10 protein-coding genes are annotated in these 14,025 nt (G+C 66.4%); 6 read left to right on the top strand and 4 right to left on the bottom strand.

From position 1 onward, the window contains the following. Positions 1 to 35: 35 nt before the first annotated feature. The 4 genes from G7Y85_RS04965 to G7Y85_RS04950 form a co-directional block, all read right to left on the bottom strand. On the bottom strand, positions 36 to 1,655 hold the full coding sequence (locus tag G7Y85_RS04965; protein WP_166252706.1) for a tannase/feruloyl esterase family alpha/beta hydrolase: 1,620 nt from the start codon (positions 1,653 to 1,655) through the stop codon (positions 36 to 38). A 318-nt stretch (positions 1,656 to 1,973) separates the two neighbouring features. Beyond that, positions 1,974 to 2,813, bottom strand: coding sequence for an alpha/beta fold hydrolase (locus G7Y85_RS04960; protein WP_166252703.1), 840 nt, complete (start codon positions 2,811 to 2,813; stop codon positions 1,974 to 1,976). Beyond that, complete coding sequence (locus G7Y85_RS04955) at positions 2,813 to 5,311, bottom strand: TonB-dependent receptor (protein WP_166252700.1); 2,499 nt, start codon at positions 5,309 to 5,311, stop codon at positions 2,813 to 2,815. The genes G7Y85_RS04960 and G7Y85_RS04955 overlap by 1 nt, the downstream gene beginning before the upstream one ends. Before the next feature lie 96 nt (positions 5,312 to 5,407). Further along, a complete protein-coding gene (locus G7Y85_RS04950; protein ID WP_166252697.1) occupies positions 5,408 to 6,964 on the bottom strand; it encodes a long-chain-fatty-acid--CoA ligase in 1,557 nt (518 codons plus the stop codon). 212 nt (positions 6,965 to 7,176) lie between these two features. Here G7Y85_RS04950 and G7Y85_RS04945 point away from each other — a divergent pair, with 212 nt between their 5' ends. From G7Y85_RS04945 to G7Y85_RS04920, 6 genes are all read left to right on the top strand, one after another. Beyond that, positions 7,177 to 9,903 carry a winged helix-turn-helix domain-containing protein gene (locus tag G7Y85_RS04945; RefSeq protein ID WP_166252694.1) on the top strand — a complete coding sequence of 909 codons (2,727 nt, stop codon included), beginning with the start codon at positions 7,177 to 7,179 and terminating at the stop codon, positions 9,901 to 9,903. Between the two features lie 174 nt (positions 9,904 to 10,077). Beyond that, a complete protein-coding gene (locus G7Y85_RS04940) occupies positions 10,078 to 10,518 on the top strand; it encodes a MaoC family dehydratase N-terminal domain-containing protein (protein ID WP_166252691.1) in 441 nt (146 codons plus the stop codon). 11 nt (positions 10,519 to 10,529) lie between these two features. After that, entirely contained in the window at positions 10,530 to 10,949 is a 420-nt protein-coding gene (locus G7Y85_RS04935; protein WP_166252689.1) for a MaoC family dehydratase, read from the top strand. Between the two features lie 18 nt (positions 10,950 to 10,967). Further along, positions 10,968 to 11,801, top strand: coding sequence for an SDR family NAD(P)-dependent oxidoreductase (locus G7Y85_RS04930; RefSeq protein ID WP_166252686.1), 834 nt, complete (start codon positions 10,968 to 10,970; stop codon positions 11,799 to 11,801). A 2-nt stretch (positions 11,802 to 11,803) separates the two neighbouring features. Further along, entirely contained in the window at positions 11,804 to 12,955 is a 1,152-nt protein-coding gene (locus G7Y85_RS04925; RefSeq protein WP_166252683.1) for an acyl-CoA dehydrogenase family protein, read from the top strand. Then, on the top strand, positions 12,952 to 13,992 hold the full coding sequence (locus G7Y85_RS04920) for a CaiB/BaiF CoA transferase family protein (RefSeq protein WP_166252680.1): 1,041 nt from the start codon (positions 12,952 to 12,954) through the stop codon (positions 13,990 to 13,992). Before G7Y85_RS04925 ends, G7Y85_RS04920 begins: the two co-directional genes overlap by 4 nt. Positions 13,993 to 14,025 lie beyond the last annotated feature (33 nt).

Here is a 14,025-nt window from a genome sequence, read left to right as displayed (position 1 = left end):
GCCGCGCGCAGCACCACATCGAGCGTGGCCGCACTTCAGTTCTGCGGCAACTCGCAATGGAAATTGCCTGCGTCGTCGGGGCTGCCGTGACCGGACCACTTCGCGAATTGCGGGTACGGACACAGCGGCCGCGTCATCTCCGGCTTGCTCCGGCTCGGGGCCAGCAATGGCTTCAAGTCGCCCGGATATTTCGCGGCGATGATCGCGCCCGGCGCGACACCCTGCTCCACCCAGCGATGCAGCGCCGCATTCACGTCGCTTCCCGGCCGATCGTCGCCGCCGCCCGGGACCTGGCCCAGCGAGTTCGGTCCGGGGCCGCCGAAGCAATGCTCCATGCCCGGCACCATGTACAACCTCACGAAGCCCTGCACCGCGTCCGTACCGAGACGCGCCTGCACGCTCTGGTAGTACTGGATGGTCTTCTGCGGCGGCAGCGCCGGATCGTTCCAGCCGTGGTAGAGGATCAGCTTGCCGCCGTGAGCGGCAAAGCGCGCGAGATCGGGACTGGTGGCGTTATAGACCTGTCCCATGATGCCGTGATCGGCAAAGGCAAGATCGCGGGCCACATCGAATTGTTCAAGCCGCCAGCCCGGGTCCTGGCGAATCAGGTAGCGGTTGAACTCCAGCGAGTAGATGTAGCCCGTGGAGGTGCGCGGCCTGGACCCGGTGATCCACTGCTTGTACAGATCGCTGTTCTCGCCGCCGGGCTCGAACCCCGGCAGCAGGCGATCGCCGACCTGACCGGGCCCGGACTGTATCGCCTCCAGGGAATGCACCTGCGCGGCGGTCAGGCAGTCGTCGCCATCCTTGCCCTTGCACTGCATCGACTCGGGTTTGAAGTCGCAGCGACGCGGGTCCTCGATCAACCCGTCCTTGACGCCGTCGAGCGTGTCGCAGGCCGCGAGCATGGCCGCCGCGATCGCGTGCAGCTTCGCCGGTGGAATCCAGGCGGCCGGGTCCTTGAGTTGCGTCTGCTGTATCCAGGCATGCGTTGCCAGCAAGGCGGTACCGTCTGCTGCCGGGCAACCCGCGAGAATGCCGTCATAGTCGTCCGGAAAACGCTGCGCTTCCATCAGGGCTTCGCGGCCGCCATTGGAACCGCTGCTGAAATAGCGGTGCTGCGCGTCGCGCCCGTAATACGCCGCGACCAGCCTTTGCCCGACGTCCGCCGTTTCGTGAATGGCGCGATAGCCGAAATCCTCGATCAGATCCGGTCGATGCAGCGCCCAGCTGCCATCGGTGTCCTTGCCTTCATGTCCGGTATCGGTTGCCGCCACCGCGTAGCCCGCACCCAGCGCGACGGTCATGCTCATGGTGTCGATCGAACCGGCAAAGCCGCCGTTGCCGATGCCCTGGAAGCGCCCGTTCCAGCGCTGCGCCTCCGGCAGCCAGACGCGGACATGAATATCCGATTCCGGCGAAGGATGCAGACGCAGCTCGACGCGGCAGGACGCTGGCAAGCGGAAGCCGGGAATGCCGATCAGCGCAGTCCGCCAGTTGAAATGAAAACCACCGCGCACGCGTTCGGCCGCGACGATCTCGCCGTGGTCGATCGGCACGCTGGCGAGCTTCCCGCAGCTGGCGGTTTCGGCGGACGAGCAGGCGGCAAACCAAGGCATGGCAGCCAGCAAAGGCAGGCACAGCAAGCGTCGCATCCTCGCATCTCCCGGAAAATCGAATGAAGGCCGCATGCGGACACCAGGGCCTGTTAACGCTAATCGCGTCGCTGTGGTGGTGCATGGCAAGCCGCCAGGCAAGGCGCGAAACGCGCACTTGGCTGATTCCCAAGAAGCGGCTCGCCACACGGCATCCCGAAGGGACCGGCCCCCTTGAAACGATGATTGCCGCATCGCGGGCCGTTCGCTTTGCGAACGGCCTCGTCGCTCATGGACATCAAGTACATGGCGCTCCTCGTTCCTTGCGCTGCGGCAAAACGGACTCGGCCACAGCGATGTGATGAGTGTTGACAGGCCCTAGTCCGTTTCACGTTCGACCGAACCGATGAAATCGAGAATGGCGCCGGCGACCGCCTCGGGATCGTCGTACATCGGATTGTGTCCGCAGCCGCGCAGCACGCCGTGGGTTTTCAGGCCGAGACGATCGAGGAACGGCTGACCGAATTCCCTGAAGGTGAGCACGCGGTCATTGCCGCACCAGACGATGCGCACCGGCACCCGGTTATCGGCGGGCAGCGCCTCGATCTGCGCGATGCCCTCGTCAAGGAATTCCCGGGCGATGGGACAGTTCAGGGCGTGGTGCAGCATGCCGCGCACTTCGGCGGGCGACATCTTGTCGCCGTGTTCCATTTCATCACGCAGCACCCGCTTGCGCAGCGAGCGGATTTGCAGCAGCGGCGACAACAGCGGCCGCAGATAGGGCATCAGCCTGAAGCTCTTGCGGATCCGGCCGAGTAGCGCCTTCTGATCGGCGTCGGTCTTCCAGGCACCGCCCGGCGAGATGCCCAGCACCGACCTGGCGACGCCGCGCCGCGCCATTTCCACGGCCATGTAACCGCCGAGCGACTGACCGACGACATGCGCCTGATCGAGCCCTCGTGCACGCAGTTGTTCCGCCAGCGCGTCGGCGATGCTGGCCGGCGTCGCCCGCCTGCGCAGACGCACGCCGCCGGAGTGGCCCGGCAGCGTCGGCACGATCACGCGATGATGCCGCTCGAGGATCGGCAGCACCGGCTTCCACATGCGCCAGTTGCCGCCAAAGCCGTGAATCAGCACCAGCGGCGTGCCCGCCCCACCCTCGTAGACCTCGGGCAAGGGCAAGCTGTCCGGATAGTTCGGCGTCGATATCGTTGCCATCAGAAACTCCCGCTGAGCCGCAGCAGCACTGCGCGCGGCTGGATGTAGGTGACTTTGTCGACCCGCGTCACCACACCGCCGACGATGACGTTGGCAATGCCGCGTTCGTTGGCGAGGTTGCTCACGGTGACGCCGATCTCGGGCAGCCAGCGGATCGCCGCATTGGACAGATTCAGCTGCGCGTCCCATTGCTGATAGTCGAAGACCGGCTCGGTCTGTTCGAGATCGGCCCAGGCCTTGCTGAGCCAGCTGTGCGTCACGCCGGCTTCCGCGGTCCAGTCGCCGAACTCGTGCGCGTAGGAGACGGTCGTGGCGGTCTGCCAGCGCGCCGCGTACGGCCATGGCGTGCCCTTCGGCAACGTCGCGCCGGTCTGCCCCTCGAAGGCCTCGGCAGTTTCCGTGCGAGTCCAGGCGGCCGATGCATTGATCGACAGGCCCGGCGCCCACGCCGGCAACCACTGCACGGCCGTTTCGATACCGACGCTCTTCACGCGACCGGCATTGTCCAGATACGGAAGATGAAGCACGGAATCGCCGAGCAGGATCTGCGGGTTCTTCCAGTCGACGTAGAACGCGGTCGCGTCGACATGCAGCGTATTGTCCAGCCACTGCGTGCGTGTGCCGGCCTCGTAGTTCCACAGCGTGTCCGCGGTAAAGCGATCCGGCGCCTGCTTGGCCGACAGCGGCGTCGTGAAGCCGGGCTGCAGGCCACCGTTGCGAAAGCCTTTCGACACCGCCGTGTAGACCAGCACGTCGTGGGTGATGTGCCAGAGCGCGGAGGCCTTGGGATTGAAGCCGGACGCCTTGATGACGCCCCGGTTGTCGTTCTGCAGTGCACCCGTGAGCAGCACCAGCGCGCCATCCTGCAGCACGCTGCCACCTGACCGTGAGTGATACAGGCGGCCGCCGATGCTCAGCTCCACCGAATCGCCCAGGCGACGCGTGACATCGCCGAACAGCGCCAGCTCCTCGATCGTCGCCTGCGTGCGTACCCGCAGAAGATTGACCGAGTCGCCCTGCGCCAGCAGGCCCTGGATCGGCAGATCGAGCGCGCCGGCCAGCGCCTGAAGATCGAACCCCGGCGTCAGCGCAACGGAATACTCCGGCACGAAATTCAGGGACTGATGCATGCCGAACACGCCGGTCACCCAGCGCCACGGCGAGCTGGTGTCGGTCGACACCAGACGCAGTTCCTGGCTGTAGGTGTCGGAGCCATCGACATCGTCGAGCAGCACGTATGGAAACGTGCTGCCGGTCAGATCGGTGGACGCATCCAGTGCCTTGTGCGCGGACTTGTCGACCCAGGCCGTATCGGACACCAGGTCCATGCTTTCGAACGAGTAGCGCGCGACCAGATCGGCGAGCCGGTACTGACTGTCGACCGGGCTCGGTCTGCTCGTGGTGTCGCGCGTCAGCTCGCCGCTGCGGTCTTCCGCGTATGGCGAATCACGCACATTGGTCTGCTGCCAGACATAGCTGAGATGCACATCCAGATTGTCGCCGGGGCGCCAGCCGAGGATGCCGCGCGCGCCTTCCTGCCCGACGCTGTTGATGTCGTGCTCGCCGGTGTGCGTATTGTCGATCCAGCCCGGCGACTTGCGCTTGAAGGCCATCATGCGCAGCGCCAGCTCATCGCCGAACGGCAGATTGACGGCGGCGCCGTAGGTCGGGGCTTCGCCACCGCCATCGACCATGCTGTACTGCGCGAACCAGCGCGTCTCGTATTCACCGAACTTCGGCGGCTCGGGCACGTAGCGGATCGCGCCATTGAGCGCCGCGGAACCGAACAGCGTTCCCTGCGGCCCCTTCAGCACTTCGACCGACTTCATGTCGAAGGGATTGGGATCGAGCGTGACACGCGGCAGATAGGCATCGGTGAACGACACGTCGCCGAACAGCACACCGGTGGTCGGATTGCCGAGCGTCGTCGTCGAAATGCCGCGAATCGTCACCTGCGAGGCATTGACCGAATCGGCGGTGAAGTTCACGCCCGGCACTAGCCGCGCGATGTCCTCGACACCCTGGGCGCCGCGACGTTCCAGATCCGCGCCGCCAAGCGCGGTGATGCTTGCGGGAATCTGACGCAGCGACTGTTCGCGCTTGGTTGCCGTGACGACGATCTCGGCAATCTGCTGTGGTGCCGCGGCGCTTCCGCCAGGCGGCACCGGCGGCGGATTCTGCGGCACGGGAATCGTCGCCACGACGGATGGCGGCGCGCTCGTCGGCGCGTCGGCCGCCGCCTCGCCCGGCGGTGACGGCGGTGTCGGGTTCGCGTCGGCACGAGCATCGGCCGGCACCGCGTCGCCACCGGACGCATCCGCCGCATCGGCCGCCGTCGAGGTCGACGACAGGGAAGATGAATCTGCGGGGCCCGCATCCGTGCTGCCTGAAGACTGATCTGCCGCTGCAGATCCGGCGACGCCGGCCGATTCGTCCTGAGCCCGCGCAATGCCGGTCGCCAGCATCAGGATCGCAGCTGCCGCCATGTGGACGCGCATTCGTTCTCTCCTCGTCGCCGGCTGTGAGCCATGGCCCGCCGGCTTGATTGTCTTGTCACGACATCGCATCGATCGGCGATGTCGCGTGTTCGTGCGTCAACCGACGCGACGTTGCCGGTCCTGCCAGTACGGTTCGCGCAGCGCCGTCTTCAGCACCTTGCCGGCGCCTGACAGCGGCAAGGTGTCGCGCATTTCGATGCTGTTGGGGCACTTGTAGCCGGCGATCAGCGCGCGGCAGTGCTCGCGGATTTCCTCGAAGGTCGGCGCGGGTACACCGGCCCGGCAAACGATGACCGCGTGAACCGATTCGCCCCAGCGCGCGTCCGGAATGCCGATCACCGCGCAGGCCGCGACTGCCGGATGCTGGGCAACGGCGTTCTCGACCTCGGCCGAAAACACGTTTTCGCCGCCGCTGACGATCATGTCCTTGACGCGATCGACGATGAACAGAAAGCCGTCCCTGTCGAGATAGGCGCCGTCGCCGGTGTACAGCCAGCCGTCGCGCAGCACCGACGCGCTGAGTTCGGGCTTTCCCCAGTAGCCCTGCATGACGCCGGGCCCGCGCGCAGCGATTTCGCCGACACTGCCGGCCGGCAGCTGACGGCCATCGGCGTCGACGATCCGCACTTCGACGCAGGGCGCCGGGGTGCCGGCCGAGCGCTGCTTGCTGCTGCCCCGATGATGCTGCTCCGGCAACAGGAAGCTGACCACCGGCGACATTTCCGTCAGCCCGTAGGCTTGCAGGAAGCGGGCATCGGGCATGCGTTCCATCGCACGTTCCAGCAGCGCCTCGCTGATCGGCGACGCGCCGTAGGCGATATGCCGCAGCGAGCTGACCGCCGCCGCGTCGAAATCCGGATGATCCACCATCATCTGGATCATGGTCGGCACCATCAGCACGGCACCGACCCGCTCACGGCGAATGACCTCGGTCACCGCAGCAGGCTCGAACGCCGGCACGATCACCTGCGTGCAGGCGCGCAGGGTCATCGCCATCAGGAACATGCCGTCGGCGAGATGGAACATCGGCGCCACATGCAGGCCGACCGCGTACGGTGGCGCGATGTGCTCCATCACCGTCATCACGCTGCTCCACAGGTTGGCATGCGACAGCATCACGCCCTTCGGAAACCCGGTGGTGCCGCCGGTATAGAAAACGCCGGCCAGATCGTCGTTGCAGCGCATCGCGTCATCGACCGGCGCGTGGTCCGCAATCAATTGCTCGTAGTCGTGCATGCCGCCGGGCGCGGCACCGTCGCCGCAGTGAACGATCGTCTGCAGCGAGGTCGAGCGCTGCGACAGCTCCTCGGCGCGCACCGCAAATGCGTCGTCGATGAACACGATCTGCGTCCGGCAGTCGTCCAGCGAGTACGCCATTTCGCGTACGCTCCAGCGCGTGTTGATCGGATTGACGATACCGCCGGCCCACCAGACGGCGTAATACAGTTCGAGATAGCGGTCCGAATTCAGCGCAAGAATGCCGACCCGGTCACCGGGCTTCAGACCCAGTTGCCGCAGGCCGGCGGCGAGCCGTGGCACGCGTTCGGCAAGCTCGCCGTAGCTTCGGCGGCGATCGCCGAACACCGTTGCCGGCCGTTCGGGATGCAGGGTGCGTGCGCGGTGTATCGCCTGCGTGAGGTATGTCGTTGCCATGGCGTCTCGTCGATGCGGCGTGGCGGCCAGACTACAGAGCCCGCGGCGTGAACCACCCCTCTCCAAGTTGGGGGGGCGTCACCGACCCGTGCCCGCGACGCCGCGCGGAAAGCTATCCTCGTCGCGAACGACGAACCCGCCGCGGCAGCCGCCGCGCAACAGAGCGGGCCGCGTCCCGGAGAACCTGAAGGCATGCGAGGCCCGACGCTGCAATGAGCACCGGCGATCTGCCACTGATCCGCACCAAGCTGGCACCCCCGCGTGTCGGCAATGCGCCGGTGAGCCGCGATGCCATGCTGCAGCGGCTCGACGACGGCCGCAGCCGCAGACTGGTGCTGGTACAGGGTCCGGCCGGATGCGGCAAGACCATGCTGCTGACGCAATGGCGACACCGGCTGCTGGCGCAGGGCGCGAAGGTCGGCTGGTACAACGCCGGCGTCGACGACAACGACACCCTGGCCGCCTGCTATCTGGTCGAGAGCCTGCTGCAGGCCGGCGTGACGATCGACAAGGAAGCGCTGCACGTCTATCTGCGTTCCGGCGCCAAGGCTTGGCGGCCCTTGATTGCCTCGCTGATCGACGACGTCTGCAGCCAGGACGACGAGATCTATCTGGTCATCGACGATCTGCATCACATTGCATCGTTCGGCACCCTGAAGCTGCTCGACCGCTGGCTGGCGATCGCACCCGGACATTTTCATCTGGTGCTCAGCTCGCGCACGCGGCCGCCGCTGCAGACTGCGCGCCTGCGCGCGGCCGACGAGATCACCGAACTGGAATTCTCCGAGTTGCGTTTCAGCCGCGACGAGACGCATCGCTTTCTGCAAGGTCAGGGCCTGCAACTGGGCGCGAGCCAGGAACAGACCCTGCACGACATCACCGATGGCTGGGCCGCCGGCCTGCAGCTGATGGCCTTCACCTTGCGCAAGGAAAAGGACCCGGAGCAGTTCCTCGCACGCGAGGGCAAGCAGTCACTGTCGCGTGCGGACGCGCTGGAACGCTATCTCGAAACCACCGTCGTCGAGCACCTGTCCGATGCGGAACTCGATTTCCTGGTTCGCGTGTCGGCATGCCGCCGCTTCAATCGCGAGCTCTGTGAACTGCTCACCGGCGATACACGCACGGCGGAGCATCTGGCGCGCTTCGAGAACGAAAACCTGTTCCTGATCGCGATCGACACCGGCGACGCGGAACCCTGGTATCGCTTTCACCGGCTGTTTGCCGAATTCCTCAATCGCCGTCTGCAAAGGCGGGACGAACAGGAGCTGCGCGCCATCCACCATCGGGCGAGCCGCTGGTTTGCCGGGCAGAAGCTGCACGTGGAGGCAATGCGTCACGCAACGCTGGCGAACGACGTCGATTTCGTCGTCGAACTGATCGACCGCGCGGCGCGACGCATGATCAACGGCGCCAATTTCGTGGAACTGCTGAAGTGGTGCGATGCGGTGCCGGCGGAAAGCCTGCAGAAACGCCTCAACATCAGCCTGTGCCTGGCCTGGGCACAGCTCGCCTGCAGCCGCATCGAGGACTTCGAACGCAACCTCGCGGCCATCGACGCCAACAACGAATCCCGCGCGGCCGAAGCGGCGACCGAAGTGCAGCTGCTGCGCGCCTTTCATCTGCTGCGACAGGACGACACCAGCGCCTGCCTTGCCATGCTCGAACCGATGCTGCACGGGCACCCGCCGGTCAACACCTTCAACTCGTTCATGCTCAACCAGCTGGCGAGCCTGTCGAGGGTGTACACCAACGACTTCGAGCGCGCGCGCGAACTGGCTCGGCAACGCCATCAGATCGAGACGCGCGAACGGCCGGACTATCCGCGGCCGATGGTCGACATCGTCAACGGCTTCAGCCATCTGCAGCAGGGCAACGTGCAACTGGCGACGGACTCGCTGAGCGACTACATCGAACATGCCCTGACGCGCACGTCCTACGGCGTCGACGCCGCCGGCGGCTATGCGGGCTACCTGCTGGAGGCGCTCTACCAGACCGGCGCCATCGACCAGGCACAGGACTTCATCGATCGCTATCTCGAACTGATCGAGGCCGTCGGCTTTTCCGACGGCGTGCTGTTCGCCTATCGCGTGCGCGCACGTCTGCAGCGGCTGGCAGGCGATGCCCGCGCCGCCCGCGAAACGCTGCTGCATCTCGAAGAGATCGGCTACCGGAAACGGCTCGACCGCATCGTCGCCTGGAGCCTGTTCGAACAGCTGGCGCTCGCCATCGGCGAATCGCAAAGCGCGCCGGTGCGCGATCTGCTGGCGCAGCTCGACCGGCTGGCGGCCCGCCACGGTGACGCGCAGAACTGCGCCTGGAGCGAAATCGGGCTCGCCGCGCTGATCGCCCATGCTGCCGTCGCGCTGGCCCGCGAAGACGATGTCGCGGTCTGCCTGGCCACGATCGATGCGGCACGGGAGGCCGCCACGCGCAATCGCCGCCGGCTGCTGTCCACCCAGCTCGGCCTGATGCGGGCGATCGTGATGCTGCGCAGCGGCAAGGCCGCTGAAGCACAGCGACTGGCTCGGGAGCTGCTCGGCGTCGCCTGCGAAACGAACATGCGGCGCGTACTGCCCGATCTGGGCAGCGCCGCCCTGCCGCTGATCGAGCGCCTGCTCAAGAGCGAGGCGGACGGCGCCGCCAGGGAACTGCTGAAGTCGGCTGCCGACGAACTCCGCCCGTCCGCGCCGGGCACGCCGGCAGCGAAGGCGGAATCGCGGCCGACGACGGCGCGGGCGCCCGGCAATCCGCTGTCGGCCCGCGAAGGTGAAATCCTCGCGTTGCTCGGCCAGGGCCTGTCCGTCAAAAGCATCGCGCGCGACCTGAATGTCTCGGCCGGCACGGTCAAGTGGCACGTCAAGAATCTCTACGCGAAGCTCAACGCCTACTCCAAGGAAGACGCGCTCGCGCGTGCGCGCAAGCTGCGCATCCTGGCGTGACCGGCAGCCGAGGCCGGCAGCGCCTGCGGCGTGCACCGGGGCGGTTCGCCGCCGAGCCTGCTTGTTTCCCGTATTGGCGAAGCGGTCCCCGCCGCCTTTCCCTCCCATCTTGGGAGGGACTTCCGGAGTGACGATCGCCTTAGTGTTGCCGCTCTGATGACGGAGTGACACACGATGATTGACCGCAGTCTGGTGAACCACGAACTGACGGCGTCGACCATGCTCATGGAACGCGGCCGCCTGAAGTTCTTCGCCAAGGCGATCGGCGAAACCGACGCCATCTACTTCGACGAGGCCGCAGCGCGTGCCGCCGGACATCCGGATCTGCCGGTGCCGCCAACCTTCCTGTTCGGCGCCGAACTGGACAGCGGCGGGCTGGAGAAGCTGATGCAGCTGCTGAAGCTCGATCTGCGCAAGCTGCTGCACGGCGAACAGGAATTCACCTATCACCGCATGGCGTACGCCGGCGACTGCATCACGGTGCGTTCGACGATCACCGACATCTACGACAAGAAGGGCGGCGCCCTGGAGTTCGTCGTCAAGCAGTCGCGCGCCACCAATCAGCGCGACGAGCTGGTCGCCGAGCTGCGCGCCGTGCTCGTCATTCGCCACTGAGGACGCCCGTGATGACTTCTGTCACACCGATTGCCGCCGGCACCGAATTGCCGGCACTCAAGCTGCCGCCGGTCGATCGCCGGACGCTGGCCCTGTTCGCCGGTGCTTCCGGCGATCACAACCCGATCCATATCGACCTCGACTTTGCCCGCGCCGCCGGCATGCCGGACGTGTTCTCGCAGGGCATGCTGGTCATGGCCTGGCTCGGCCGACTGCTCACGCAGTGGCAGCCGCAGGCGCAATTGCGCCAGTTCACTGCACGTTTCCAGGGCATCACCCACCTCGGCAACGCGATCACCTGCAGCGCGCAGGTGACGGAGACCCTGACCGTCGACGGCGAGCCGCGCGTGAAGCTGCTGCTGCGCAGCGTCAATCAGTACGGTGAAACCAAGATCGCCGGCGAAGCCATCGTCGCACTACCGAATTCGTAGACCAAGGAACCGTCGCAAGTGAAAGCAAGACTGGATGGAAAGATTGCCCTGATCACCGGCTCGGGCCGCGGCATCGGCCGCGCCACCGCGCTCAAGCTCGCCGCCGAAGGTGCGCGCATCGTCGTCAACGATCTCGATGCCGGGCCGGCCAACGAAGTGGTCGCCGAGATCAAGGCAATGGGCGGCGACGCCGTCGCCTGCATCGGCAGCGTCACCGCTCCCGACTTCGCCGACCGTTTCATCGGCACTGCGGTACAGCAGTACCAGGGCCTGGACATTCTCATCAACAATGCCGGCTACACCTGGGACAACGTCATCCAGAAGATGTCGGACGAACAGTGGTACGCGATGATGGACTGCCATCTGACCGCACCCTTCCGCATCCTGCGCGCCGCGCAGCCGGTGATTCGCAAGCTGGTGAAGGCAGAGACCGACGCCGGCCAGCGCGTCGTGCGCAAGGTCGTCAACATCTCGTCGGTGGCCGGCATGTTCGGCAATCCCGGCCAGACCAACTACTCTGCGGGCAAGGCCGGCATCATCGGCATGACGATGACACTGGCCAAGGAATGGGGCCGCCTCAACACCACGGTCAACTGCGTGGCGTTCGGCTTCATCGAGACGCGTCTGACGGCGGCCAGCGCCGGCGCCGGCGCGACGGCAAACATCGAAGGCCGCGAGATCAGGATCGGCGTCAGCAAGGAACTGCTGCAGGTGCTCGAGAAGAGCATTCCGCTCGGCCGCGCCGGCACCACCGACGAAGCGGCCGGCTCGGTCTATCTGTTCTGCACGCCGGAATCCGACTACGTCAGCGGCCAGACCCTGATGTGCAGCGGCGGCCTGACCGGCATCTGAGCATGTTGCCCGCACCGTATCAGCATCAGTGGATGAACGCGGAGATCGAGTCGTTCCGCGAGCAGGTCCGTCGTTACATCGCCCGCGAGCTGTCGCCGCATCTCGAGGGCTGGCGCCGACAGGGCTACATCCCGCGCGAGGTCTGGCGACCGTTCGGGGAAATGGGTTTCCTGCTGCCGGAACTCGACGAGCGCTACGGCGGCGCCGGCGCACCGCTGTCGTACCAGCTGATGGTGCAGGACGAGCTTGCGCGCGCCGAGATTCCGGCGAATACCGCCGTGCATTCGATCGCCACGCACTACATCCTCGACTACGGCACCGAAGCGCAGAAGCAGCGCTGGTTGCCGAAGCTGGTCAGCGGCGAGATGCTGGCCGGCATCGCCCTCACCGAACCCGGTTGCGGCTCGGACCTGAAGGCGCTGCGCACCAGCGCCCGGCGTGACGGTGACGACTACATCATCGACGGCGCCAAGACCTTCATCACCAACGGCTACACCGCGAGCCTGCTGGTGGTCGCGGTACGCACCGGTGCCGCGGGCAGCCGCGGCGTGTCGCTGATCGTGCTGGAAACCGAAAACCTCCAGGGCTTCCGCGTCGGCCGTCGTCTCGAGAAGCTCGGCCAGCACGCTTCCGATACCGCCGAGCTTTCGTTCGACGGTGTGCGCGTGCCGGCCGCACATCTGATCGGCGGCGAGGAAGGCCACGGCTTCGTGCAGCTGATGAGCCAGTTGCCGTACGAGCGCCTGATGCTGGCGGTGCCGGCGGTCGCGATCATGGAACGCGCGGTCGCGATCACCGTCGACTACGCGCGCGCACGCAAGGCTTTCGGCCAGTCGATCGCCGATTTCCAGAACACGCGTTTCAAGCTCGCCGAGTGCGCGACGCAGGCGCATGTCGCGCGCTGCTTCGTCAACGACTGCATCCAGCGCCTGGTCGACGGCAACTTCGATGACGACGCTGCCTACATGGCCAAGTGGTGGTGCTCCGAGCAGCAGTGCAAGGTCGTCGACGAGTGCCTGCAGATGTTCGGCGGCTACGGCTACATGATCGAATATCCGATCGCGCGGCTGTACGCGGACGCACGGGTACAGCGCATCTACGGTGGCACGACCGAGATCATGAAGGACCTGATCGCGAGGACCCTGTTCTCGTGACACCACCGCTGTCAGGTCTGCGGGTCATCGAGTTCGAAAGCCTCGGCCCCGGTCCGCTGACCGGACGCATGCTGGCCGACATGGGCGCCGAGCTGATCGTCGTCACGCGGCCGCAAATCGGCGCGGTGCAGCAACAGCTGGGCATTGCGGAGGCCAATCCCCTGCAGCGCGGCAAGCAGACCCTTGCGCTCGACCTCAAGCAGGCGGCGGCAGTCGCCGAAGCGATGGATCTGATCGCCGGCGCCGACGCGCTGATCGAAGGCAACCGGCCGGGCGTGATGGAACGCCTCGGCCTGGGTCCGGCCGATTGCGCGACACGCAACCCGAAGCTGGTCTATGGCCGCATGACCGGCTGGGGCCAGCACGGGCCGCTGGCATCCGCGGCCGGTCACGATCTGAACTACGTGGCGCTGACCGGCGTGCTGTCGCTGTCCGCACATCGTGGACAGGCGCCGATTTCGGCACCGACGGTCATGGGCGACGGCTGCGGTGCGCTGGGTCTGGCCTTCGGCATGGTCAGCGCCCTGCTGGCCGCACGCGCGAGCGGCTGCGGTCGCGTGGTCGACGGCGCCATCATCGATGTGGTGGCGATGCTCGGGTCGCTGGCGCTCGGCATCCGCGCCAGCGGCCAACTCGACGGACCGCAGCCGAGCCCGTTCCACGACTCGCCGTTCTACGATGTCTACAGCTGTGCCGATGGCGGTCACATCACGATCGGCGCACTGGAACCGCAGTTCTACGCGCTGCTGCTGCAGAAGCTGTCGCTGAACGACGTCGACCCGGCCGGCCAATACGACCGGAGCGCGTGGCCACAGCTGAAGGCGCGCTTCGCCGAACGCTTCCGCAGCCAGCCGCGCGCGCACTGGTGCGAGCTGCTGGAAGGCAGCGACGTGTGCTTTGCGCCGGTGCTCGGCATCGCCGAAGCGGCGCAGCATCCCCACAACCGCGCGCGCGATCTCTACAGCACCGCAGACGACGGCAGCCTGCAGGCGCGCAGCGCACCGACATTCCTGCCACTGCGCGAAAGCGCGCACTGAGCACCGCCCCTGTCTTTCACCTCTGACGGAGTC

The organism is Solimonas terrae (assembly GCF_011067135.1).
Taxonomy (GTDB): domain Bacteria; phylum Pseudomonadota; class Gammaproteobacteria; order Nevskiales; family Nevskiaceae; genus Solimonas; species Solimonas terrae.
This window is presented reverse-complemented; position numbering and strand designations above follow the sequence as displayed.